This is a genomic window from Levilactobacillus tujiorum, assembly GCF_012641185.1.
Taxonomy (GTDB): domain Bacteria; phylum Bacillota; class Bacilli; order Lactobacillales; family Lactobacillaceae; genus Levilactobacillus; species Levilactobacillus tujiorum.
In genome coordinates this window covers 1-25,112 of the sequence record NZ_JAAXLK010000023.1, presented here as the reverse complement: position 1 = coordinate 25,112, position 25,112 = coordinate 1, and the positions used below count along the sequence as shown (strand labels likewise).

The window sequence follows — 25,112 nt, the reverse complement described above, 5'->3', positions numbered from 1 at the left end:
AAAATATCCGAACCCGGAGGTGGGGTTCAAACTCACATACCCCTAAAGGTAAGTGCCTTTTCTACCAGCATTACGGCTGTCTCAGTTCACACCAACTCGCCGGTCAGAATAAACTGCTTAATCTCTTTAAACGTCTTCTTCGATTCTGGTAGTTCCGGCCACAGAATATAATCATGCAGCATGGACTTCATCCCGTGGGCTACGAAGGGCGTTCCCGTAGCGGCCTCTAATTTCTGTAACAGCCGCTGATCATCCGCCCATAACAATTCATTGGTGCCGTAATACAGCATAATCGGCCCCAAATCATCAAAATTGCCATAGATGGGACTCACCACGGGGTCCGTGACTGGCCGATTGCCGGCATACTTGAACCCAATTTTCTTAAGCGTCGCCAGCGTCAAGAACGGATCGCGCTTAGCCGCCACGTGTAGATCCGGATTCATCATACTGAGATCCGTCCACGGCGAAATCAACACGGTTCCCGCTGGCAAGGACTGCTGGTGTTCCTGCAGTTGTTGTAAGACCGTCAGCGCCAGCCCGCCACCGGCCGAATCACCCATTAAGAAGAACTGGTCATCCGGGTACTGGGCCCGCAAATAATCATAGGCATTCAGTGCAAACGAAACGGTTTGTTCGACCGTGGCCTCGGGAACCAACGGATAATCCACGTAGGATACGCGCAGATTTGCCCGTTGAACCATGGCAACCATTAATTTACGGTGACCAATCGTCCCCTGCATCGTGTAGGCGCCGCCATGTAGCAAGATCACATGTTGCGGGAGTGGCGCGCCCGACCCCACGGTCAGAATTCGACCGCCGAAGACTTCTCTTTCTTTAGTCACGATGTCTTGTGGAAATTTATGCGGCACGACGGCCTGATTCTGCCGACTGGGTTGTAAAAATGCCTGCTGCATCTGCTGCTTGAGCTGGCTGTGCTGGGTCTTGAAGAGTAACCATTTCCCACGCAAACTCACGACTATCACCCTATCTTTTTGCCTTCACCATTCTCTTTTTCTCACGTATGACTCTTATGCCAGTATACAGCGTTTGCCGAAAAAACGCCCCCCTCAGAATCAATTACTAGGTAATTTCTCGAAAAACCGTTAGAATAGAACGCGTAACGACCGATAGGAAAGGGTGGAAATTAATGACAAATAACCGAATTTTAGCCGTGACTGGAGGCCTCAACTTCAGAGAATTAGGGGGTTACCCCACGATCGACGGGCACACAGTCAAATGGCAAAAATTGATTCGGACAGCCGGTCTAGCTAACCTCACCCCCGCTGATCAGCAACACCTCAGCGATTACGGGGTTGTGGCGGACGTGGACTTTCGTTCCAAGGACGAACAGGTTCAGGCACCCGACAAGGTCCCAGCCGGCGTCAACTATCATTTTCTGCCCGTCTTTCCCGCCGATGACGAGACGGACGCTTCGGCTACGCAAGAACAACTCGAACAACGTTTCTCTGCGGACGAGCAATCTGGTCACAACCACATGCTCGACGTTTATCGGCAAATGATGACCCTCCGTTCTGCTCAGGTGGCCTACCACGATTTCTTTGCCACACTTTTAGCCAACGACCAACCCAACCAGTCCGTGCTCTTCCACTGTACTGCTGGTAAGGACCGTACGGGGATGGGGGCTTACTTTGCCTTAAGCGCGCTAGGCGTTGATCCCCAAATCATTCGGCAGGATTATCTGTTAACTAACGAGATCATTGCCGACAAAGTGGCTCAGCAAAGCGCGGCGGCCCAGCAACGGGGCATGAGCGAGACGTTTATCACCAACATGCGGGCCCTGTACACGGTTAGTCCCGATTATTTCGATGCCGCCACGAAAATTGTGAATACGCAGTATGGCGGTGCCCAAGACTATCTCCACGATGTACTGGGCCTGTCCAACCGTGACATCACGGACCTGAAACGCCTTTACTTGGATTAGACCTCTCTTGAATACAATAATTTGTCAGACTAATCGCACTATGGTTGGTCTGTTTTTTACCCACTACGATGAAAGGACCTGATTAATTGAAGAAGAAAACCCTAACTTGGACCCTCCCCCTAATTGGAATCGCCGCAACGTCATTGGTTGCCAGCGAGCACCTCTTTAACTTCGCCTTTAAGCGGGTCAACTATGTCCCGGAAACCTCCGCCGATAAGCAAAAATACGCGGATGCCTACTACGCGTACGTTGATTGGTACAAAAACATCAAGAAGGAAAAATGGTACCTGCACGAGCATGACCCTAAGAACCGCATGGTTGCCGAATATATTCCTGCCGAAACCGCTAGCGACAAAACCGTCATCATTTCCCACGGTTACAAGGGCAATGGCGAAACGATGGCCAACTTTGCCCAGATGTATCATCGGCTAGGTTTTAACGTCCTGTTGCCAGATGACCGTGGTCATGGCGAAAGTGCCGGTAAATATATCAGCTTCGGTTGGCTCGATCGGTTGGATTACCTCCAGTGGATTCAACAGGTGATCGATCGCACGGACAGTAACGTCCGCATCCTCTTATTTGGTGTTAGCATGGGCGGTGCCACGATGGAAATGCTCTCGGGCGAAACTTTGCCGCCACAGGTGAAGGCCATCATCGCCGACTGTGGCTATTCCAGCATTGAAGCTGAACTCACCTATCTGCTGAAGCGACAGTTCCACCTGCCAAAGTATCCCATCGAACCGCTGGTCAGCACCATTTCCAAGCGTCGGCTGGGCTACTACTTAGGCGACGTTACCTCGACCGACCAGCTCAAAAAGAACACGCGCCCCATTCTCTTCATTCACGGCGAAAAGGACGTCTACGTTCCCGTTGGCATGGCCTACGAGAACTACGCCGCTACCCGCGCGGCCAAGCAACTGTGGATCGTGAAGAACGCGTCTCACGCCGAAAGCTTTTGGATCAATCCCGCGCGTTATCAAGCTCACGTCGAGGAATTTCTCCAGACCTACTTTAATGAATCTTCAGAGGTTTAGACTTCCTTTAACAAATGGTCAAAAAGTCATCACAGCTTGCCCCCAATTCTATTCACAAACGTTCGGTATAGTAATAACCATAGTAATTAGCCAATAACTGTTACTACTCAATTCACTATCCAATCCCTTTGATTCTCCCCCCTAAGAGAATCAATCCTCGGTTAGGCGCCCTCAAGCCTAACCAAACTCCTCTAAACTTGAGTGTCACTCCCCCTAAGTGACCTCACTCCTCATGAAAAAAGCGTACCGTCTCTCCCCGAGGCGATACGCTTTTTGTCGTGCTACGCTGTTACTAACTAACCTGCGGCTGCCAACAATTCCGGCTGCTGTGGGGACCGCCTGCGGCCTGAGAAGCGGTCCTCCGGCTCGGTTCGAAGCCTGACCAAACCCGTCAGTCTCCAAACACGTCCCACGCTGTAACCCGAGTAACCCCCTCGGCTAACAGCGTCGACACAGCTGCCTCCATCATTGGCCTCCTCCGGTTACATGAGCAAGCAACCACGCCGCCTTTTACCTAACGTAGCGTGCAGTAAACCGCCAACGTAGCCGTGAGTGAGCCAAATTTGGGCTCAGCCGTGGGATTTTCAAGCGCTCTTCTTGAAAATGGCGACTTGAAGACGGGGTCTTCGGCTTCAAGCGAGGCTAGAGACCGCTCTATGGCTCTAGCCGTCCTGCCCACAGCGTTCCAGCCCAAATTTGGCGAACGGTAAGGCGGCAGTTTACAAGTGCCCCCACGCCCGGTACAGAGCGGCGCGGTGGCGTTGTTCTGCGTCGACTGGTGGTGTTGTCGTGAGTTGCTGTTGGATCGCTGCCCAGCGGTCTGCGCTGAGAAGAACGGCTCCTTGATGATTGCCTTCAATTTTGACGGGGGTTCCTGCATTAACGGTCTGCATCAGTGCTAAGAAATTCTGTTGTGCATCAGTCAGTGAATAGGTCGTCTTCATGAGTCGCTCCTCCTATAATATGGCGTCTTAGTCCAACCCTAGCCGATGGAAAATGTAGTCCACCCGGCGTAAGTGATAGTGATAATCAAACGCGTCTTCAATCTGCTCTGGCGTTAAACGCGCCGTGATTTCCGCATTAGCTTCAACGAGTGGTCTGAATTGAACCTGCTGATCCCAGGCTTGGGCCGTCAATGGCTGCACCAAATCATACGCATCCTCACGACTAAGCCCCGTTTCAATCAACTTTAGCAGGAGTCGTTGGCTGTAAATCAGACCATATGTCCGCCCCATATTGGCTTTCATTGTTTCCGGGAAGACATCCAAGTTGGTCAAAATACGATTGATTCGCTGCAACATATAATCTAGTAGCGTCGTGCTTTCTGGTAAAATCATGCGTTCCGCCGACGAATGAGAAATGTCCCGTTCATGCCACAGACTGACATCCTCGTACGCGGTGACCATGGTGCCCCGCAGTACCCGCGCCAATCCCGTCACGTTTTCCGAACCAATCGGATTCCGCTTGTGCGGCATGGCTGACGAGCCTTTCTGTCCTGGATTAAAATGTTCTTCCACTTCATGGATCTCGGAACGCTGCAATCCCCGAATTTCGGTGGCAATGTTCTCTACACTCGTGCCAATCAAAGCCAAGGTAGCCACATAATCAGCGTGCAAATCGCGGGGTAGAACCTGCGTTGCGATCGGCTGGGGCTTAATCCCTAACGCGTCACACACGAAGGCTTCAACCTCTGGTGGAACGTTGGCAAACGTGCCGACTGCCCCACTGATCTTGCCCGTTTCCACTTCCGCGGCCGCACGATCAAACCGGTTCAAGTTCCGTTGCATTTCTTCATAAAAGCGCGCCATCTTCAACCCAAACGTGGTGGGTTCAGCCTGTACCCCGTGAGTTCGGCCAATCATCACGGTCTTCTTGTACCGTAAAGCCAAGTCCTTCAGGGTCGCTATCAACATCACCAAGCTCGTGCGAATCACCGCATTGGCCTGCTTCAGACGGTACCCTTGCGCCGTGTCCACGACATCGGTACTCGTCACACCAAAGTGAATCCACTTACGTTCAGCACCCAACGATTCCGACACGTTCCGAGTAAAGGCGACCATATCATGGTGCGTCACGGCTTCAATTTCCGCAATTCGGTCAACATCGAAAGTCGCGTGGTCCCGAATCTTGCGGGCATCCTCGGCTGGCACTTCACCTAGCTGCGCCCACGCCTCATCAATGGCAATTTCCACGGCTAGCCACGACTGATACTGATTCTCTAACGACCAGATCTGACCCATTTCCGGTCGGGTATAACGTTCTAACATACGTATTCTCCTCTAAATGTAGGTCAAAACCCGAACATTATTTTAATTATATCGACTACTGCTTCATCAGCTATCTTACCACAGATTATCCCAATTTAGCTAGATTTTTTCACTACTTGCGCCCCATAATTACTTTTATATAGAAATAAATAGAACTTTATCACGAGTTAAACTAAAAATAGTTCGCATTTTAGTTGCTTTTTAATTCCGAACTTGTTACACTTATTCTTGCTGGGTGTTCGGCCTAGCAAAATAAAGTAATGAGGTGTTGTTATGTCATCAACAGTAGTAGTTGGTAGCCAATGGGGCGACGAAGGTAAAGGAAAGATCACGGATTTTCTAAGTGAGAAGGCTGATGTCATTGCCCGCTACCAAGGTGGTGACAACGCCGGTCATACCATTGTTTTCAATGGTCAAACGTTTAAACTCCGGTTGATTCCATCCGGGATCTTCTACGCCGATAAGACCAGTGTCATCGGTAACGGTGTGGTTCTGAATCCCGAATCATTGGTGGCAGAGTTAGCTTACTTGCACGAGAATGGGGTGGCGACCGATAATCTTCGGATTTCCGATCGCGCACACGTCATCCTGCCCTACCACATCTTGCTAGATCAAGCGCAAGAAAAGATGAAAGAAAACAAGATCGGGACGACCAATAAAGGGATCGGCCCCGCCTACATGGACAAAGCCGAACGGGTGGGTATCCGGGTCGCTGATTTACTCGACCACGATATCTTCGCCGACAAACTCCGGCAAAACTTAATTGAAAAAAACAACGTGTTAACCAAGTTATATGATGAAGAACCTTTGGACTTCGATGAAATCTTCACTAAATACTACGCTTTAGGTCAGCAAATCAAGCAGCACGTAACGGATACTTCCGTTGTCGTCAACGACGCTTTAGACGCTGGTAAGAATGTTCTGTTTGAAGGTGCTCAAGGAGTCATGCTCGATATCGACCATGGAACTTACCCGTTCGTCACGTCATCGAACCCCGTTGCGGGTGGTGTGACCATCGGCGCCGGTGTTGGACCAACCAAGATCGACCACGTCGTCGGGGTCTGCAAGGCCTACACCTCCCGCGTGGGTGACGGTCCGTTCCCTACGGAATTATTCGATGAAATCGGGGATACCATCCGCGAAACCGGCCACGAATACGGAACCGTTACTAAGCGGCCCCGGCGAATTGGCTGGTTCGACAGTGTTGTCTTACGCCATGCTAAACGCGTTTCCGGTTTAACGAGCCTGTCCTTAAACTGTCTTGACGTCTTAACTGGCCTCAAGACGGTAAAGATCTGCAAGGCTTACGAACTCAACGGCGAAACGATTTACCATTACCCGGCAAGTCTGATTGACCTGGACGCTTGTCAACCAATCTACGACGAGCTACCCGGCTGGACGGAAGATATCACGCACTGCCATTCCGTGGAAGAATTACCCGTCAATGCCCAAAATTACGTTAAACGGTTAGCCGAACTGGTTGGGGTAGACATCGCCACCCTTTCCGTCGGTCCCGACCGTGAACAGACCAACATTTTACAAGACGTCTGGAACGCCTAACTACCTCTACGATTAAGGAGTGACCACTATGCATCCTGCTGAAGTATTCGATTATGAAGACATTCAACTCGTTCCCAACAAATGTATCATTGAGAGTCGCCACGACGCTGACACCAGCATTGAATTTGGCCCCCACCGGTTTAAGATTCCCGTTGTGCCGGCCAACATGGAGACCGTCATCAACGAACCGTTAGCCGTATGGCTGGCTCAAAACGATTATTTCTACGTTATGCATCGTTTCCAACCCCAAGAACGGCGCGGGTTTATTGAACGCATGCACGCAAAATCCTTATTTGCCTCCATCAGCGTTGGGGTTAAACCCGACGAGCACGCCTTTATCGAGGAATTGGCCGCGGCAAAGCTCGTGCCAGAATACATTACCATTGATATTGCGCACGGCCACAGCGATGCCGTTATCCGGATGATTCATCAAATCAAGGACAAGCTGCCGGACAGTTTTGTCATCGCCGGTAACGTAGGCACACCAGAAGCCGTTCGTGAACTGGAAAATGCTGGCGCTGACGCTACTAAGGTCGGTATTGGCCCTGGTAAAGCTTGCATCACGAAACTTAAGACTGGTTTCGGTACTGGTGGTTGGCAACTCGCTGCTTTGCGGCTCTGTGCCAAGGCTGCGCGTAAACCAATCATTGCCGACGGTGGGATTCGCTACAACGGTGACATTGCGAAGTCCGTTCGCTTCGGCGCTAGTATGGTGATGATTGGCTCAATGTTAGCTGGTCACCAACAATCACCTGGTAGCCTCCTTACCATTGACGGCCGGACCTTCAAGCAATACTGGGGCTCCGCTTCCGAAAAGCAAAAGGGCGCCTACCGTAACGTTGAAGGTAAACAGATGCTGGTACCTTTCCGTGGCGACATCGCGGACACCTTAAATGCCATGCAAGAAGACCTGCAATCGTCAATCTCTTATGCCGGTGGCCGCAACTTATTAGACATCCGGACCGTAGATTACGTGATCGTCAAGAGTTCCATCATGAACGGCGACAACTACTAGCCGTAACACTTTAATCTTCTGAAATACTAAAAACATCTCTGGAGTAGCCACTAAGTGCAACTCCAGAGATGTTTTTTACTTACTACTTAATCACCACTGCCAAAGGATGGCTAACTAAAAATCCCCTTGCCCCGTCACCTGCGGCTGGCAGAGATTCCGTCTGCTGTGGGGATCGCCTGCGGCCTGAGAAGCGGTCCTCCGGCTCGGTTTGAAACCTGATCAAAAACGTCAGTCTCCAAACACGTCCACGCTGTAAGCCGAAAATCGGCTAACACCGTCGACACAGCTGACTCCACCTCTGCCCTCCTCCGGTTATGTTAGTCTTTGATTAGCAAATCGGTTTAATCGCTTGATACATCAGTACTTAGCAAATATAGAGGACAATATCTGTGTAGCCGATAGCGAGCCAAATTTGAGCTCAGCCGTGGGATTTACCAAGTGGCTTTCTTGGTAAATGGCAACTTTGACACGTGTTCTTCGGGTCAAAGCGAGGCCTAAGACCGCCCTGTGGCTTAGGCCGTCCTCCCCACAGCGATCCAGCTCAAATTTGGCGAACGGCAAGGCGAAATTAACGCAGCTTCATCGAACTACCAATACCGTAATCGGCGCGTACTTTGCCATGTAGGCAGCCTGACTCCCGAAGTAACGACTGACACCCTTCTTGGCTAGCGAGCCCACTACCAGGAGATCCGGTTTGACCGCTGGAATGACGTCCTTGACAATACTTTCTCCGGGCTCCCCTTCCGTAACCATCATGCGAACGTCGCTGACGCCGGCAGCTTGAGCCTGCTTTTGATATTGGCGTAGATGGGCTTCCAAATCATCGTACTCGCCATGAATAAAGTCACTGTCCAACGTTTGGTAAATATTTAGCTGCTCGTTTTCCAAAACCGAAACAATGATTAACTCCGCCGCATCACGTTTGGCTAACTGAATTGCTGTGTCAAAAGCCAACAGCGCATCCTTAGAATCATCAACGCCAACTAGAATCCGTTTAAATGTAGTTGTCATTCGTCATTCCTCCCCCAATCCATCATGTGCCCGTTTACATCGGCCAGTGTACATCGGCCAGTGTACACGCCCACGCTGTCCACTCCTTCATTCATGCTCACACTAATCGAGCGTAATTTTGCCGGATAGCAAAAAAGCCGACAGACTAGGTTTCCCAAGTCTGTCGGCTTTGATAATTCAATTTGTTTAGCGAATAACTAACACTGAAATCGGTGCGTATTTAGCCATATAGGCAGCTTGACTCCCGAAATGCCGCCGGGCACCCTTCTTGGCTTCCGAACCCACAATTAATAGGTCCGGTTCAACGTGTGGGATAACGTTCTTCACGATTGTCTCACCAGGGTCACCTTCAGCCACTAGCATGGCTACCTTAGTAACACCTGCCTCTTCAGCCTGCTTTTGATACTTGGCGACGTGTCGTTCCAATTCGCGGCGTTCCCCGTGAATGTAATCGGAGTCCAGTGCTTGATAGACGTTCATATCGTCACTCTCAAGAACGGAAACAATCACCAGCTCAGCATCGTCTCGTTTTGCCTGAGAAATTGCATACTTAAAGGCCAAAAGTGCATCCGCCGAATCATCGACGCCGACTAAAATCCGTTTGAATGTGGTTGCCATCGGTTGTCTCCCCCTTATTGAAGTTCTTGGTTGTTCGCAGCAGCTTCTGCCGCCATTCGTTTAGCACTACGATGAAGTTCCGTGACCGTCCATACAAGTAAGGCAATGATCGCCACGTTCAACGTCCAAGCGATGACGTTCGCTGTCAGGGTATCACCTGCTGATGGCGTGCTGCCGAAGAAGGCTAAGATTGAGGCAGGCATGTTGTAGAGGTTCAATGCCGTCAATAGTAAGACGGAGAACCAGCCCAACCCTTTAATCCACCAAGAGTTCTTGAACCGATTACCCATTTCCAACTTGCTATCCGTCATCATCAATAACGGCAGCATTGAGAATGGTAAGGCAAATGCTAGAAAGACTTGTGAGTTGTTCATCAAATCGTTCAATGCCGCGTGTTCGTCAATGGCACTCTTGCCACTGGTCAGCATGACACAGATCAATACTGGGATAACAGAGATCAGTCGGGTTACCAAACGCCGTAACCATAGTGGCATCCGCATGTGGACGAAACCTTCCATGATAACTTGACCCGTTAAGGTCCCGGTGATCGTTGAATTTTGTCCTGAAGCTAACAAAGCAACCGCAAACAAGGTTGATAAGATCCCAGTCTTAGCAACACCGGCTAACACCCCGTTGCTCATGGTGCTGGTATCAGATAAAGCTTGGAATAAACCGAAGAAGGAAGGATCCTTAACAGTCCCACTCTTGAAGACGGCAACCCCCATGATTAACAGCAAAGCGTTAACGAAGAAGGCCAACGTCAATTGAATGTTAGAATCCAAGCTGGCGAACTTAACCGTCCGCGCCACGTCATCTTCATCCTTGTGGTTGATCTGCCGGGTTTGTGAAATAGCAGAGTGCAAGTACAAGTTATGTGGCATAACGGTCGCACCGATGATCCCCAGTGCCCCGGTAATTGGCGTTTGACCACCAATAGTAGGTGATGAAGCGATGGTCTTCGTGCTTGGAATCAAACCAGCAAAGACCCCGGCCCAGTCTGGGCGAGATAAAGCGACTTGATAAGCAAAGACGAAGAGAATGACCAGAATCAAGCACACAACGATCGCTTCGATCTTCCGGAATCCAATCTTGGTCAGCAGCAATAATAGCAAGACATCAAAAACCGTAATAAATACAGCGATGACCAATGGAATGTGGAAAAGCAAATACAGCGCGATCGCAGCCCCGATAACTTCGGCAATATCCGTAGCCATGATGGCAAATTCCGTCATGATCCAAAGCACAATCCCTAATGACTTACTGGTCCGCGCCCGAATCGCTTGGGCCAAGTCCATTTGGCTCACGATGCCAAGTTTAGCCGCCATGTATTGAAGTAACATCGCGATCAAACTTGAAATCAAGATGATGGACATCAGTAAGTACTGGAAGTTCTGCCCACCGGTAATTGACGTGGACCAGTTCCCTGGGTCCATGTATCCCACGGCAACCAATGCGCCAGGACCGGAATACATAAACAGGGCCTTCCAGAAACTAATATTTTTTGGAACTGCCACGGTACCGTTGATTTCTTCCAAAGAACGGCCGTTGGCATATTCAATCAATTTGTGCTTTTTAACATTATCACTCATGTTAAAAGCCTCCTCCTCGAAAATTTCTAACCGGGATCATTGTAACGTAAAAGTTAACCTTTGCAAATACTTTTTTAGGCTGACTTAACTTTAAAATGTGCTAGATTTAAGATTATTTTTGGTTAATTAAGCGGTTACATCCCCACCATTTTAGTTTTCTGATTTAGCGCTTTCTATAGTCAAAATTCCATCAAACTTTTTTTGCGTGACCCTAACAACTTTTCTTGTAATGCCCATTTAGCGGTATTTTGTCTAAAAGGTTAACTTTACTTTCTTCCAGTTCAGGCCACCTATTTTAAAAAGATTTGCAACCATGGCTCGCTTCGCTTAAAATTCATAGTTAGAAATATAATTTTTAGGGAGCCTTAACTATTTTTCAATTCACTGGGGAGTTGGTTGGATGTTGAATCATCGCAATACTTATTTAAAGATCATTGCCGAGTGTAGTTTTGCTCGACCACGAGTTAGCAATAAACAGATTATTCACTTTGCGGCGGTGACGCCAGCAACCGTGACTGAAATGACCCGATCGCTTCAGTCTGCCGGTCTCGTCAATCGCCGGCGCTATACGGGCGTCACCTTGACCGAGACTGGTCAACGACTGGCCTGTCAGCTACTCTATCACTACCGCCTCTGTGAGACCTTTCTGGCGGTAAAGTTACATCTGCCACTCGCAGTGGTGCCAGAACAGGCTTGGGCGATGGCTGACACCCTCACCGCCGACACCGCCGTCGCGTTAAATCACTACTTAAATCACCCGCAACGCAGTCCGTTTGGCGGATTGCTCGACCCACAACGTTTGCTGGATGATACCCCGATCACACGATTGAGTACCTTAACAGCACCCGCCACGATCATTCTCGAGAGCTACCTTGAGTCGGCAGCGCTCGTCAATTACTTACAGCATTTGGCGTTGCCATTGGGCGTGCCGCTGCGTATCACCAAATACGATGCGAGCCTAAACCTCTTCTATTTGGAGGACGAAACGCACCACGAAATCACCGTCAATGGTCAAGCGGCCGACTACATCTACGCAAAAAAGGCGTGAGCACTATGGCCCACGCCTTTTCGAGGATACGATTCGTTTCTATTCAGCAGATCTTACAATTTAATGTCTACATAGGTGATTCCCGCCGCCTTACCGTTCGCCAAATTTGGACTGGAACGCTGTGGGCAGGACGGCTGGAGCCAAAGACCGGTCTCCACCCTCGCTTGAAGCCGAAGACCCCGTCTTCAAGTCGCCATTTTCAAGTAGAACACTTGAAAATCCCACGGCTGAGTCCAAATTTGGTTCACTCACGGCTACTATGGATGGGCTCAATCGCTATCGAATGACCCCTGTTATCCCAGCTAGTATTCATTCAAGGACTAACTTAACCGGAGGACCGCTCCTCAGGCCGCAGGCGGTCCCCACAGCAGGCGGAATCTCTGACAGCCGCAGGTGACAGGGTTAGACTGCCCCTAACATCTGATAGTATCTTTCCCCTCAACCCTTAATCCTTGAGTAGCAACGACCAACCTATTAAGCACCTTGGCCTTCACGACCGGGTGCTGCGACCGTAGCCGACGTGGCACTCCGATCATCAGTTGAAGGTAGCCGCTTCAGGCCGACACCAGTGAATCCACTGAGGATGGAGAAGAGTGGCGATAACAGACTGAAGAAGCAGAATGGCAAGTAAGCCAACGTGGAAACGCCCAACGTGTTAGCAGCGAAGACGGCGGCAACCCCCCATGGTACCAGGTAGTTGATGACAGTCCCACCATCTTCCAATACCCGGCTTAAGGCTAAGTTGTCTAAACCACGGTCGTTAAAGGTTTGCTTGAACGCCTTACCTGGCAAAATGACGGAAAGGTACTGTTCCCCAACGAAGACGTTCACGCCAATCCCAGAAAGGATGGCGGCCGTCACAACGGACCCCGTATTCTTCAAACGTTGCGCTAATGGCACCATGGCCGTTTGGATAATGTTGAATTTCATCAACAGACCACCTAACGTCAAGGTCAGAATAATCAAGGAAACCGTGGACATCATCGCACTAATCCCACCACGTGTCAGCAAGGCATCGACGCTGGCGTTACCTGTTTTGGATACAAAACCAGATTCAATCATCGTTGCTACGCTCTTCAACGATGTCGCTGGCTTTTCAATAAATAGCATCACAATCCCTAAGCCAACGTTTAACAACAACGTGGCAATGGCCGGAACTTTACGCCAAGCACAGACGAACATGACGATAATAGGTAAAGCTGCCCACCAAGTAATGGAGAAGTTAGCCGTCAAAGTCGCAACTGTTTTGTTAATCTTGCCCATGGCATTAGCATCGGATGAGCCGGTGCCCATGAAGAAGTACAGCACCAGTGAAACTAGAAAGGCAGGAATCGTGGACCACATCAGGTTCTTGATGTGTGCGAACAATTCTGATTCGGCGATGGCTGAGGCTAAGTTCGTGGAGTCAGACAATGGTGATGTCTTGTCCCCGAAGATGGCACCGGAAATAATGGCACCCGCAACTAAGGCTGGATTGAAGCCCATCGTAGTCCCCATCCCAAACAAGGCAATCCCGATCGTGGAAATAATGGTGAATGCACTCCCGATAGAAGTCCCGACGATTGCGCAAACCAGAAAGACGGATGGCACGAACCATTGCGCTGAAATCAGATGAAATCCGAAGACCATCATGGATGGAATAATCCCAGCGGCGATCCAGACACTAATCAATGCCCCAATTAGCAAGAAGATGAAGATAGGAATGATCCCGGTCTTAATTCCGTCGATAATCCCACCGTGAATATCATCCCAACTTGCACCGCGTAACTTTGCCCACAAGATAACTAAGGCAATCACCAGTAAGACCGGCGTCATTGGAGATAAGCCAAACTTAATGACCCCTAATCCCATGACAACTAACATTGCTAAGAGAATCAACATGGCTTCACCAAAGCTAACGGGTTTCCGTGTCCCTTGCGTGTTTTGTTCTTTCATAAAAATCGCTCCTCTTTGTTTATGCCTAGATTATGTACAAAAAAATCGTCCCTGTTGCAATCACTATTGCAACAGGGACGATTTTAGACTTCAACCGTGGTACCACCCAACTTGAGCCACTGGTTCTAGACCCAGCAACTCCACTCACTAGATGGTAACGGCTCTAGTTATTCTCCGCCTGCCGGAGCAGGACATTCCACTGTATTTCGTCGTAATCACCCTGATCGGTTCGCAGCAACCACCGACTTTCTGACACCCAGATGACACGCTACTTGGTAATGGAAATTAGCGTTCGTTATTTGATTGATTTGATAATAGCACGATGAGAAAAGGTCGTCAACCTCTAATCTAAAATTTATTTAAATGAGGTTGGGTATTCCAACATCCCACCAACATGCGCTAAAGCTCCCGCTGTCAACGGTTTAATCAAGTGACTGCCCATCGGCACAGCCAGGCTATTATGAATTGAAAAATCTTCCGCCATGACGTAACCCCGGCTACCAAAGAAATTCATATCCCCGACAACACTGACGGCGGCGAACCCGGCGAGACGCGCCCGCGCTTCCAATTCACTGAGGAGCTGGCTACCCACGCCCTGCCCTTGCCATTCCGGCGCAACTGCCAGCGAAGCCAGGCCTAAAATCGTGGTCGTATGCCAATTGCCTCGAATGGTCACAGGGCTTAACAAGCCATGCCCCACCACGTGATCAACAGCGGGCTTGGCAACAACCTCTAAACTGGGCTGATAGTCGTACGTTGCCCGCAAACGATGGACAACGTTGCCTTCAGTTCCAGCACTTTCTTGAGCGGGGGTAAAAGCAGCGGCCACTAATTGGTCTACCTGCTGGTAATCTTCCGGTTGAATGGTTTCAAAACTTAAATTCAATTCGTCTACCTCTCATTTCCAAAGCGGTCTGCATCAATACTGTGCTATTATACACGACTCACCATTAAATGCGAAACTTTCGTTTGGGGTGAATGGTTTACCTAAATGAATCTTAACTATTTTATTTATTGTTACCTGAAGGTTTTGAAAGAGCTAAAATCATCACTAATGCTGAAGTGACCAGGATTTTAGTCTGAAAAATAGCCTAAACCCGTCACCTGCGGCTGGCAAAGATTCCGCCTGCTGTGGGGACCGCCTGCGGCCTGAAGAGCGGTCCTCCGGCTCGGTTTGAAGCTCGGAAGTTCACCGATCTCCAAACACGTCCCACGCTGTAAGCCAAAAATCGGCTAACACCGTCGACACAGCTGGCTCCATCTCTGCCCTCCTCCGGTTAAACTAGTCTTTGGCTAACAAATTGGTTTAAGCACTTGGCCCGTCAGCATTAGACAATAGTAGCTGACAACAACCACGTAGCCGGGAGTGAGCCAAATTTGAGCTCAGCCGTGGGATTTACCAAGTGACTTTCTTGGTAAATGGCGACTTTGAGACGTGATTTTTCGGCTCAAAGCGAGGCCTAAGACCGCCCTGTGGCTTAGGCCGTCCTCTCCACAGCGATCCCGCTCAAATTTAGCGAACGGCAAGGCGACAGGAATTATCTGTTTGTCTATTTTTCAATCATTCAAGCGTAATACCACGGCCTTTACAGAACCTTTTTAAATTTCACCTTTAGCTTGCTAACCGCGAAGGTCGCTTAAACTGTTGGAACTCTCACTAACTTATCACGGAAAATAACTTGAAATTCAGTCGCTAACCCCGTAAACTGGACGAAATCGTTCAAGAATCGAGTTGAATTTTATGACTGCCAAACAGTGTTGGGCTAGCATCTCCATCCTGCTCTACGTCGCCTTCGTGTTGGTTGCCATTTTTACTGGAATCATTGCGCCCAAGCAAGTTGGTTTGGAATGGACTATCTTTTGGTACTTTACTGCTGCCGGACTTTGTTACTATTTTTACTTTAAAAACGTGAGTTATCGCGAAGTCATCTATTACGCCAAAAAACTAGGCTATCACAAGGATGACCTAGTTTCGATGGTATCTAAATTGAAGGAAACGCAGGATGTGCCCGATCCGGACCATCCCCGCTTACTCAGTCCCTTGGCGAAGGTTCCCCTAACGGTCGTCAATCAATTGACAGATCAACTAGAGGCCCAAGCCAAAGAACAACATATTCCGCGTTATCGCTAATTATTTACGACTTGAGTAAGTCTGAGATTGCTTGAGCCAAGCTTCATCGGCTGGATCTGGACCTACTCGCTTACCAGCATCCAGAGCGCTGATGGCCCGCATCTCATCTTCATCCAAGCCAAAGGCAAAGACATCCCGGTTTTGTTGAATCCGGGCTTCATGTGTGGACTTAGGAATCACGATTTCTTCACGCTGAATGTGCCAACGTAAAATAATCTGAGCGGCGCTGACGTCATGGGCGGCAGCTAATTCGTTAATAACCGGATCAGTCAACGCGTTGTTCTTACCGCCACCTAGTGGACTCCATGATTCGTGCAGAATCCCTTGTGTTTCAAGGTAAGCGTGCAGGTCGTCTTCTTGGAAGTAAGGATGCGTTTCAATCTGGTCAACGGCTGGCTTAATCGTCGCCGTTTCCATCAACTTCTCTAATTGTTGCTGATTGAAGTTCGATACCCCAATATTCTTGATCTTACCGGCCTTGTACAGGTCTTCCATGGCCCGCCAACTTTCCGCATAACCGGGAGCTGGCCAGTGAATCAAGAACATATCGAGGTAATCGAAACCTAGCTTATCCAAAGTTGTTTGAAATGCCTTTTTGGTTTCGTCATAGCCCCGTTCACTGTTCCACAGCTTCGAGGTCACGAAGATATCCTCGCGCTTAACATCACTCTCACGAATGGCCTCGCCTACCCATTGTTCATTGCCGTAATAAGCGGCCGTGTCAATGTGCCGATAGCCCGCAGCTAAGGCCCACTTAACCGCGTTCTTGGTATCTTCAGCATTATCCACCTGGAAGACACCCAATCCCAGTTGGGGAATCCGATTGCCATTGTTTAGCGGTAATTCAGGAATGTCATTGTGCAAAATAAAAACCACCTTTCAAACTTAGTTCCACTACCATCATACAATACGCTGGACATTTGCGTGGTAATAAAGCCACGTAAATCACAAAATTTAGGGCTAAAATTTTCTTCTGCACCCATTTTGCGTTATTATGAAGGGTGTGGTAGTTTGTCGTCAATGCGGCAAACTTGTTTTTTCACACCGTTTCTGACATGGAGGTTTTTCAGTTGAATAACCAAGAACCAAAATCACGCGTACAACGGTATAATTTTAATCAGGATCCCAATCGACCTACACGTCAGCGGTCTCGTAAGCCGCGACGTTGGTGGCCCTGGGTCATGACGCTCTTAACATTGGCCATCGCCATTTTGTTGGTCTTAGGTATCAATCACCACAATAATTCCGCCTCTAAGACGAGCTCATCGTCTAACACAAGCGCATCCCTAGTGGCTAAAGCATCATCCGTTTCGGAACAAGAAGCCTATGAGAGCTTTAAGGCCAAATACGATGGCTACAATGATAATGGCATTACCGTCTCGCAAAAACAAAAATTGCAAAACATCATCAACGATGAATCAAATAGCGCTGTCCAGTCACGTGAACAAAAACTACTTGATCAATCGCAGACCAAGTCGTCGGCGACATCCAGCAGTACGTCGAGTTCATCGGCAAGCAGCCACAATCCCACCACCTTTGATTCCGTGCACACCTTCTCCTCAGTAGAAGATGCCCAGAACTGGGCGCAAGCTTCAAAGAATCAGTGGCTTCAAGCCGGCTACACGACTTACACGATTACATCTGATGGTCAAGGAAACTACAATTTACAGTTCGTCCGTTAAACGCGACGCTCTTCGGAGCAGCCGCGTTTTTTGTTTTTAGCTAAATAGTTAGTGCTCAAAGATAGACTAAACCCGTCACCTGCGGCTGGCAGAAATTCCGCCTGCTGTGGGGACCGCCTGCGGCCTGAGAAGCGGTCCTCCGGCTCGGTTTGAAGCCCGGAAACTCACCGGTCTTCAAACACGTCCCACGCTGTAAGCCGAAAATCGGCTAACACCGTCGACACAGCTGGCTCCACCTCTGCCCTCCTCCGGTTTAGCTAGTTCTTAAATCAACTACTTGTTTAACTATCAGATACCAACGGCAGTTTCCGAATAACACCCATTTGAAGCTGTATCCTTCAGCTTCCAAGACACCGCCTACGCCTTGCTCCATCCAAATTGAACTTAGAAAACAGCCGCTTCAGCCTACATGACTTGAAACGCAACGACTAATTGTTTAGCGTAATGGATATTACTAACACACCACTTCAATTAAATATTGCCAATCAAAAAAGACTAGGGCTTTCACCTTAGTCTTCTTTCCCTTCCACCTAAATCGTTGCCGGACGCTGTGCCAACTTCAGAAATGCCGGCGCCAACGTTTCATACAGCGTAATGGCCTGCAGGTATTCCTTAATCGACACATACTCATCAACCTGATGGGACGTGTTACTCCCCGGACCAATTTCAATGCTGGTAAAGTCGGCCTTGGCTTGCAAGAACTCAGCGCCATCGTTAGCGCCACCCGAACCGACAATCTGGGTGTCATGACCACAGACCTGATCACTCACCTGCTTCGCCAGTTGAACCAACGGCGCTTGCGGATCGCCGGGAATGGCCTCCTCAGGATAGCTATAACTCAAATCCAATTGAACGCCTGGTTCCTGATTCAACTGCGCAATCAATGCTTCCAAATCATCATAGATCAACTGATTAGGGTAGGCTGGAATCGTCCGCATATTCGCCATGAGTTCAGCGTGCGCGGGTATCGAATTGACCTGTTCACCACCCGAGATCAAATCAACATTGTGGAGCAAACCGCCCAGTACGGGGTCCGTCTGGGTGTATTTCGCCATCACCGGACCCACGGCATTGTAAAACTTCATCAGGTTGTCGATGGCATTGATCCCCTTCTCCGGTTGCGCGCTGTGGATCGCTTTTCCCGTCGACACAACCTTGTAGTCAATGACGCCCCGAGCCTTATACACCACGTTGTCCAGACCGCTGGGTTCCGCAATAATCAAGCCAGCCAAATCGTCTGCATAGCCCGCCGCGGTGAGTTGCGCCGCGCCGTACTCCCCCGTCTCCTCGCCGACCGTGGCTAATAACCGAATGCTCCCGGGCAGCTGGGTCCCTTGTTCCAAGAACTCCAGCAGTGTGATGACGATCGCCGCCAAGCCACTCTTCATATCGGAAGCACCCCGACCAAAGAGCTGATCACCGACGATTTCACCGGCAAATGGTGCGTGTTGCCAAGCACCTTCATCCCCGGCAGCGACCACGTCCATGTGCCCGCAAAGCCCTAGTTGCGGCCCGGCATTACCGATCGTCACGACCAAATTATCCCGACCGGGCGCATAGGTGACCTTCTCAATTTTCGCTTGAGGATAGGGGTCAAAGAGACTGGCGATATAATCTGCCACCTGGGCCTCGTGATCATTCACCGAAGGAATCTGAATCAAATGCTGTAGAATTTCAATCTTTGCTTGGGGCGTCATCCACATCAATCCTTTCACCGTTTCGTTAAGTTGTTATTAGCATACGCCCTTTCGTGCAAAAATCAAGATAATTATGAAAATATATTAGATAAAATAGCTTTATTCGTATTTTTATACATTATTCATGAATATTCGCGTCGCAGATTTTAGTGCGGTATAATGAAGATTGTAAGAACTATCTAGGAGGGATTTCATGCGAATCGTTGTGCCAACCGAAGAAAACGGCTTTTTAGCCGATGAATTTAGCAAGTACGCCACGGGCGATGATGTCTACGCTGGGCAACCCGTTAAGTCATTTCCCATCAAGCTTCATAAGATTCCGAAGAAGACCCAGACATTAGCGTTAAACCTCATTGATTTTGACGCCGTGCCCGTAAGTGGCTTCCCCTGGATTCACTGGGTTGCCGCTAACTTTCCCGGCAGCACTCGTGAGATTCCCATGGACGTTTCCCGGACCAACGCTATTCCACACGTTCATGGCCGCAACAGCAACGCGGGGTCTTTAGTCGACAACACTGACCCGCTGGTTTATCAAAACTACACGGGACCTTTCCCACCAAACGCCGACCACGATTACAGTCTCACCATCTATGCACTCAACACGAAGCTCGACTTAGAAGATGGCTTTTGGTTAAATGACCTGCTCCACCAAATCAATGGTCACGTCTTAGATACGGCTACCATTACTTTACGAGGCCGCGTTTAAACACTATTTTGTTCAAAGAAGAAGGCTAACTATGGGACAACAATATCAACAGATTCTCGTGCCCGTTGATGGCTCCATCCAAGCAGAAATGGCACTCAAAAAGGCTGTGACGGTGGCCCAACGCAATCACGCTCACGTCGATCTGCTTAACGTTCTGCGCATTAACCACTACGGCTTCTACGCCAGCGGTTCCATGCCGGGCAGCGTCATTCATGAGCTAACGACGGACGCGACCGCTTATTTGACCTCGCTGATGGCGACTACTAAGGCCGCAACCGGCTACGATGACTTAGCCATCCACGTACGCTTTGGTAATCCTAAAACGGTGATTGCCCACGAATTTGTCCGTGACCACCACAGCGATCTCATCATGCTGGGCGCCACGGGGATGAGTGCCGTGGCCCAAATGGTTGAGGGCTCCGTCACCGCCTACGTCAGTCGGATGGCCAAAGTCGACGTGCTGGTCGTGCGAACTGATGAACAGAATCAACGCGTTGACACCAAACAAGTTGCGGCTGAAAATCAAGATCAGCCCAAACTCTAACCACTCGTCCCGCGCGAATTGAGCGCAAATCATTCAAGTTAATCTTTCACATTCAAAAAAGCTAGTCCAATTCATGATGACATTGGACTAGCTTTTTTTTGATACATTACCAATTACAGGCGCTGCCGATACCATAGCACACCATACGTGGCACCACTAACGACGGTCAGCACCAACCCCAGCAGACTCCCTGGGACGTGGTAACGAATCACAATCTGATTCTTTCCCGGCGTCAATGGCACTGCGGTCATATCACCTAAGACCGTACGCGCCTGAACCGGTTGATCATTCACGGTAATCCGCCAGCCCTGTTCATGGGGCAAGCTCAGGTAGGCCCACCGCCGCTGCGTAGTCGCCGGCAGCGTTCCCTGATAATCGGTGTGCAAATGCCCCCGATGGCGTTTAAGCGTTAACGCGTGTTGACCGGCCACCTGGCGCACAGCAGCTAGGCGATCCGCCGGCAGCGTGGCGACCGCCAATGACTTGGGCGTCGGCCGATTACTGGCAAACTTGATCGTCAACGCTTGCCCCTGACGATACTCGCCGAGATTAATCATCCCCGTGTTGCCATCCATCATCATCCGCGGCGCCACCGAATGGCCGTTGACACTCATCGTCGAGTACTTACTAGAACTCGTCGGATCAAAGAGGTAAATGCGACCGGACGCCTGAGGGGTCACCCGCCACACGTGATTGTAGACGAAGTTGGTCGGATGATGATTGATCCGCCAAATGGCTTTGACCTGGTCGTGCCCCGCGGCGACGGGCACGAAGTAAGGCCGCTGACTAGGCCGGAGTGTTTGGAGGATCGCCTCTTGGTTTTCAATGGCATTCGCCGATAATTTAAGCGTTAAGAACCGCTGATTGACGGCAAACCCCATGCCAGTATAACTTCCAACCGCAACGTTCCCCTGCTTCGTCAACTTGGTGTGAATGCCAAATAACATTTCCGTCACCGGCGTAAATCCTTCGTGACTGAGCCGCCGTTCATTTCTGGTGTAGAGTCCCAGCGACTTCGCCATAGCAATCGTCTTGGCTGAAATGGTCGAGCTGTACGCCGTCGTGCCGTTGTATCCCAACCACATGCCATCATTGTACGGATTGTAATGGCCGTGAAAGCCCGGCGCCACGGTGGGCGTATTATTGCGTACCCGGTAGAGGGTCGTCGCCGTCGTCACGGGATTAAGCCGCTTAACCGACTGCTCGTAGGCTTGTGCATACCGCCGCTGACTCCCATAGTCCACGCCATTTAAGGCGAATCCAAAATTAACGACTAATTCGACCACGACGATCAATCCGACCCAACCAGGGTGGCACCGCCCCAGCCACAGCAGTCCCGCGGTCAGGCTCAGCAATACCAAGCCCGTCACGACGGCTGCCCAATTGACCGGCTGGAGGCTCGCATAGTAGTCAGACTGCGTTAAGGTCTGCATGAGGGGCACCAACGCCCATCCCAGTAAGATTAGGGCAATTAATCCGCCCGGAATACCCCAGCGCCAGCGTCGCGCTAGCTGTTGGACACCCGCTTGCCAGGCACTGGATGCCACTAAAATCAGGACGAAGCTGAAGAAGAAGCTGTTTCGAAATGGATAGCCGGCCGGGGGCGTCATCAGGTGCCACACGGTATTGAAGCCCTGCAACCACATCCCCAAGAATAGGAAGATGAGGAGACTCGCCGCTCGCACTTTAGCAGCGCGTTTAACCTGCGGCAGTCCAAAGTAGGCGATGGCCAGTAACACCACCAGTGACGACGCAAAGATTGCCGGGCCGTGACTCAATCGTTGAAGGTAGTTGGCCGAGCCAACGCCCATTTGACCAAAGAACTCCAACCCAAACAACGGGAACAAGTGAAAGTTTCCTGCCTGTGATTGGGTCTTCGGTGTCACCAGCATGCTCAAGACCGTGGGTAACAAGATGAGTAGCGTACTGCCCACACTGAGCAGTGAGGCACCTACAAACCGATAACTTAAGTACCGCTTGGCCCGCCACCACTCACGCAGCGTCTGACCGGCTGGCCATTCTGCCGTCACCAAATACAAGAAGTAGGCGACCACGAACAGACACGTCATGTAGCCCAGGTAATAGTCCGTCAACACGCTAATGCCTAGCCAACAGAAATAACCACCCGTACGCCCCGTAATGACCAGGCGATCGAGCCCCCACGTCACTAACGGTAGAAAAATTAAGGCGTCCAACCACATGATATTAAAGAAGTTTAGCGCCACAAAACCACTAAACGCGAAGGCCAGACCAAAGACCATGACGAACGGTCGTTGCGTGCGCCAATGCTCTTGCAGGTAAAACGTCATGGTTCCCGCAACAGTAGCTATTTTCAGCATAATCAACAGTGCCATGGCGATCGGAATCTGACTCGCCTTGAAAAAGACTAATAACAGGTTGAATGGGCTCAGTAAATAGTAGGCAATGACCGGCACCCAACTTCCCCCGAAAGCCTGATGGAAGTTGTACAGATCCCAGCTGTGGGTGCGTACCAATCGCATAAAATCCGTAAAAAAAGGAATGTACTGTGTGCCCAAATCCCCGATGAGTAAGTTGTGATCCCCAAAGGGCGTCATCCCCTGGACCGCAAAGAGCCCCGTCATCAGCACAAAGCCCAGTAGCCCGGCCAAGACCGGTAACCGCCAGTGGTTAAACCGTATTTTCTCTCGTCGCATTATTCTAAAAATCTCCCCGATTATTAAACTACTCCGTGGCGGTTAATGGCTGACTGCTCCCCTAACGAATCGCCCATCAACCGCCGAAGACCGCTATAAAACTTCTCCTATTGTACCATTTACCCACCGCCAATTGGTGACTCGTTCCGCCCCAGATTGGGCAAACGGTAAGCCTCACAGTTTCGTAGCGGCAGCTGTTTCAAACCCTACTTACGCCAAAAGGTCGTGCAGTCCGCTTTATCCGCAATGTTAAAGGCAATGATTTGCCGGAGCAAGTCATAATCCACCGGCTGGGTCCACTTAATCCGTCCGAATTTCTTGCCAGGGTTATACTGATCCGCCGCGATTTGTTCAGCGAATTTTTCCATGACGGGGCCTTCCGGCGCGAATGCCAGGTGGGCCTTGGCAACACTAAAACCAATGATAAAGGTTCCGTGATCGGTAAACATGGGCTGATTCCACGCGTAACGTTGTTTTAACTGGGGAAACTCGGTCTGCACCCAATTCAAGACTTCCCGCACCCGCGCCTGCTGGTCATCATCTTCAATTTTACTCAGATACTCTTCGAACTCTGTAATCATATCGGCACCCCGCAATAAATTTAGTTAATTTTCTATCAGTATAGCATTTTCGCTCAAAACTAGCCGCACTCGCCACTCGCTCCGCTTTGCGACCAAAAGAAAAGAGACCACCCTCACAGAAGTGATCTCAGTTTCAAACAAATTTAAATTGAACTATCTAAAGGCTAAAAGAATGAATAGCAAGGATGATAGACTCGGACAGTCACCTGCGGCTGGCAGAGATTCCGCCTGCTGTGGGGCCTTGCCCACAGCATCCCGGTCCAAATTTGGCGAACGGTAAGGCGGAGAAAATCATCCATATTTCAAACTTTACTTAACTTATTTAGTAGCTTGGGCGGTTTCAGGTTCACCAGCCTTGGCCCGTAATGTTGCTTCGATCTCTTCCAGAGAACGGTTCCGCGTTTCGAAGACCTTGGCGTGAACGAACCAGATGGCCAGCAAGCAAAGGACACCATAACCGATGAATAAGCTCCCCGTTCCGAAGAAGTCCAATAAGGATGGGAACGTCAAGGAAACGATCATGTTAGCACCCCAGTTAATCACACTGGAGAAGGAGTTCCCTAACCCACGAATGTTCAATGGGAAGACTTCACCAATCATAACCCACATGACAGGACCCCAAGTAGCGGAGAAGAAAGCAATGTAGATCGTCAAGGCAATCACGGAAATAATGGCGGCTACGTGTGACCCACCGGAGAATTTCATCCCAAAGCTCATCACGAACAGGGAAACGGCCATCCCGATAGCCCCGTAGATCAGCATCTTCTTCCGGTCAACCTTATCCATGATCATCACGGCAACGGCCGTCACAATCACGTTAAAGATCCCGATTCCGATGTGGGCTAACAAGGCGGCGTTAACTCCGAAACCAACATCCGTAAAGATCGTTGGCGCGTAGTACAGCACGGTATTACAACCCATGACTTGTTGGAAAATCGCTAAGCCTAACCCAATGATCAGTGATGGACGAACCATCTTACCAAAGAGTTCAGACCAACCACCGTTCTTCATCTTGGCCTGTTCTTCGATTTGCGACAATTCTTTATCAACTGCCGCCGTATCGTGCTTGTTCATGGT

Annotated in this window: 22 protein-coding genes; 9 read left to right on the top strand and 13 right to left on the bottom strand. The window is 49.9% G+C overall.

The window, feature by feature from the left end:
• Window positions 1-86 precede the first annotated feature (86 nt).
• The gene (locus tag HF569_RS10520; RefSeq protein WP_168902389.1) at window positions 87-974 is read right to left on the bottom strand and encodes an alpha/beta hydrolase fold domain-containing protein; all 888 of its coding nucleotides are present in this window, start codon (window positions 972-974) and stop codon (window positions 87-89) included.
• Window positions 975-1,147: 173 nt separating this feature from the next.
• Here HF569_RS10520 and HF569_RS10515 point away from each other — a divergent pair, with 173 nt between their 5' ends.
• Both HF569_RS10515 and HF569_RS10510 read left to right on the top strand, forming a co-directional pair.
• On the top strand, window positions 1,148-1,942 hold the full coding sequence (locus HF569_RS10515) for a tyrosine-protein phosphatase (protein ID WP_168902388.1): 795 nt from the start codon (window positions 1,148-1,150) through the stop codon (window positions 1,940-1,942).
• 86 nt (window positions 1,943-2,028) lie between these two features.
• Window positions 2,029-2,976 carry an alpha/beta hydrolase gene (locus tag HF569_RS10510; protein ID WP_168902387.1) on the top strand — a complete coding sequence of 316 codons (948 nt, stop codon included), beginning with the start codon at window positions 2,029-2,031 and terminating at the stop codon, window positions 2,974-2,976.
• A gap of 719 nt (window positions 2,977-3,695) precedes the next feature.
• Here HF569_RS10510 and HF569_RS10505 read toward each other — a convergent pair.
• Together HF569_RS10505 and purB are read right to left on the bottom strand one after the other, a co-directional pair.
• The gene (locus HF569_RS10505) at window positions 3,696-3,920 is read right to left on the bottom strand and encodes a type II toxin-antitoxin system Phd/YefM family antitoxin (protein ID WP_168902386.1); all 225 of its coding nucleotides are present in this window, start codon (window positions 3,918-3,920) and stop codon (window positions 3,696-3,698) included.
• Window positions 3,921-3,947: 27 nt separating this feature from the next.
• Window positions 3,948-5,243 carry an adenylosuccinate lyase gene (gene purB, locus HF569_RS10500; RefSeq protein WP_168902385.1) on the bottom strand — a complete coding sequence of 432 codons (1,296 nt, stop codon included), beginning with the start codon at window positions 5,241-5,243 and terminating at the stop codon, window positions 3,948-3,950.
• Window positions 5,244-5,516: 273 nt separating this feature from the next.
• Here purB and HF569_RS10495 point away from each other — a divergent pair, with 273 nt between their 5' ends.
• Window positions 5,517-6,803: an adenylosuccinate synthase gene (locus HF569_RS10495; RefSeq protein WP_168902384.1), complete on the top strand. Its 1,287-nt coding sequence runs from the start codon at window positions 5,517-5,519 to the stop codon at window positions 6,801-6,803.
• Window positions 6,804-6,831: 28 nt separating this feature from the next.
• A complete protein-coding gene (locus HF569_RS10490) occupies window positions 6,832-7,818 on the top strand; it encodes a GMP reductase (protein WP_168902383.1) in 987 nt (328 codons plus the stop codon).
• Between the two features lie 579 nt (window positions 7,819-8,397).
• Here the strand turns inward: HF569_RS10490 and HF569_RS10485 are convergent.
• From HF569_RS10485 to HF569_RS10475, 3 genes are all read right to left on the bottom strand, one after another.
• On the bottom strand, window positions 8,398-8,829 hold the full coding sequence (locus HF569_RS10485) for a universal stress protein (RefSeq protein WP_168902382.1): 432 nt from the start codon (window positions 8,827-8,829) through the stop codon (window positions 8,398-8,400).
• 186 nt (window positions 8,830-9,015) lie between these two features.
• A complete protein-coding gene (locus HF569_RS10480) occupies window positions 9,016-9,447 on the bottom strand; it encodes a universal stress protein (protein ID WP_168848950.1) in 432 nt (143 codons plus the stop codon).
• A 14-nt stretch (window positions 9,448-9,461) separates the two neighbouring features.
• Window positions 9,462-11,036, bottom strand: a complete 1,575-nt coding sequence (locus tag HF569_RS10475; RefSeq protein WP_168902381.1) for an Nramp family divalent metal transporter — start codon at window positions 11,034-11,036, stop codon at window positions 9,462-9,464.
• A 400-nt stretch (window positions 11,037-11,436) separates the two neighbouring features.
• On the opposite strand from HF569_RS10475, the gene HF569_RS10470 reads away from it, so the two are divergent.
• The gene (locus HF569_RS10470) at window positions 11,437-12,084 is read left to right on the top strand and encodes a metal-dependent transcriptional regulator (RefSeq protein WP_168848952.1); all 648 of its coding nucleotides are present in this window, start codon (window positions 11,437-11,439) and stop codon (window positions 12,082-12,084) included.
• A 474-nt stretch (window positions 12,085-12,558) separates the two neighbouring features.
• Here the strand turns inward: HF569_RS10470 and nhaC are convergent, their stop codons facing one another.
• On the bottom strand, window positions 12,559-14,019 hold the full coding sequence (nhaC, locus tag HF569_RS10465) for a Na+/H+ antiporter NhaC (RefSeq protein WP_168902380.1): 1,461 nt from the start codon (window positions 14,017-14,019) through the stop codon (window positions 12,559-12,561).
• 355 nt (window positions 14,020-14,374) lie between these two features.
• Window positions 14,375-14,905 carry a GNAT family N-acetyltransferase gene (locus HF569_RS10460; RefSeq protein ID WP_168848954.1) on the bottom strand — a complete coding sequence of 177 codons (531 nt, stop codon included), beginning with the start codon at window positions 14,903-14,905 and terminating at the stop codon, window positions 14,375-14,377.
• An 855-nt stretch (window positions 14,906-15,760) separates the two neighbouring features.
• Between HF569_RS10460 and HF569_RS10455 the strand changes: the two genes are divergently transcribed.
• A complete protein-coding gene (locus HF569_RS10455) occupies window positions 15,761-16,150 on the top strand; it encodes a hypothetical protein (protein ID WP_168848955.1) in 390 nt (129 codons plus the stop codon).
• On the opposite strand, the gene HF569_RS10450 is transcribed toward HF569_RS10455, so the two are convergent.
• Window positions 16,151-17,014 (bottom strand): aldo/keto reductase, encoded by an 864-nt coding sequence (locus HF569_RS10450; protein ID WP_168848956.1) that lies wholly within the window; start codon window positions 17,012-17,014, stop codon window positions 16,151-16,153.
• Between the two features lie 317 nt (window positions 17,015-17,331).
• On the opposite strand from HF569_RS10450, the gene HF569_RS10445 reads away from it, so the two are divergent.
• Complete coding sequence (locus tag HF569_RS10445) at window positions 17,332-17,832, top strand: hypothetical protein (protein WP_232842611.1); 501 nt, start codon at window positions 17,332-17,334, stop codon at window positions 17,830-17,832.
• A gap of 530 nt (window positions 17,833-18,362) precedes the next feature.
• Here the strand turns inward: HF569_RS10445 and HF569_RS10440 are convergent.
• A complete protein-coding gene (locus HF569_RS10440; RefSeq protein WP_168902378.1) occupies window positions 18,363-19,529 on the bottom strand; it encodes an ArgE/DapE family deacylase in 1,167 nt (388 codons plus the stop codon).
• 193 nt (window positions 19,530-19,722) lie between these two features.
• On the opposite strand from HF569_RS10440, the gene HF569_RS10435 reads away from it, so the two are divergent.
• Together HF569_RS10435 and HF569_RS10430 are read left to right on the top strand one after the other, a co-directional pair.
• Window positions 19,723-20,235 carry a YbhB/YbcL family Raf kinase inhibitor-like protein gene (locus HF569_RS10435; protein ID WP_168902377.1) on the top strand — a complete coding sequence of 171 codons (513 nt, stop codon included), beginning with the start codon at window positions 19,723-19,725 and terminating at the stop codon, window positions 20,233-20,235.
• A 31-nt stretch (window positions 20,236-20,266) separates the two neighbouring features.
• Complete coding sequence (locus HF569_RS10430) at window positions 20,267-20,779, top strand: universal stress protein (protein WP_168848961.1); 513 nt, start codon at window positions 20,267-20,269, stop codon at window positions 20,777-20,779.
• 113 nt (window positions 20,780-20,892) lie between these two features.
• On the opposite strand, the gene HF569_RS10425 is transcribed toward HF569_RS10430, so the two are convergent.
• From HF569_RS10425 to HF569_RS10415, 3 genes are all read right to left on the bottom strand, one after another.
• Window positions 20,893-23,454: a YfhO family protein gene (locus tag HF569_RS10425; protein ID WP_168902376.1), complete on the bottom strand. Its 2,562-nt coding sequence runs from the start codon at window positions 23,452-23,454 to the stop codon at window positions 20,893-20,895.
• 206 nt (window positions 23,455-23,660) lie between these two features.
• Window positions 23,661-24,035, bottom strand: a complete 375-nt coding sequence (locus HF569_RS10420) for an iron chaperone (RefSeq protein ID WP_211089713.1) — start codon at window positions 24,033-24,035, stop codon at window positions 23,661-23,663.
• 318 nt (window positions 24,036-24,353) lie between these two features.
• On the bottom strand, window positions 24,354-25,112 hold a 759-nt coding region (locus HF569_RS10415), incomplete at its 5' end, for an MFS transporter (protein WP_168902375.1).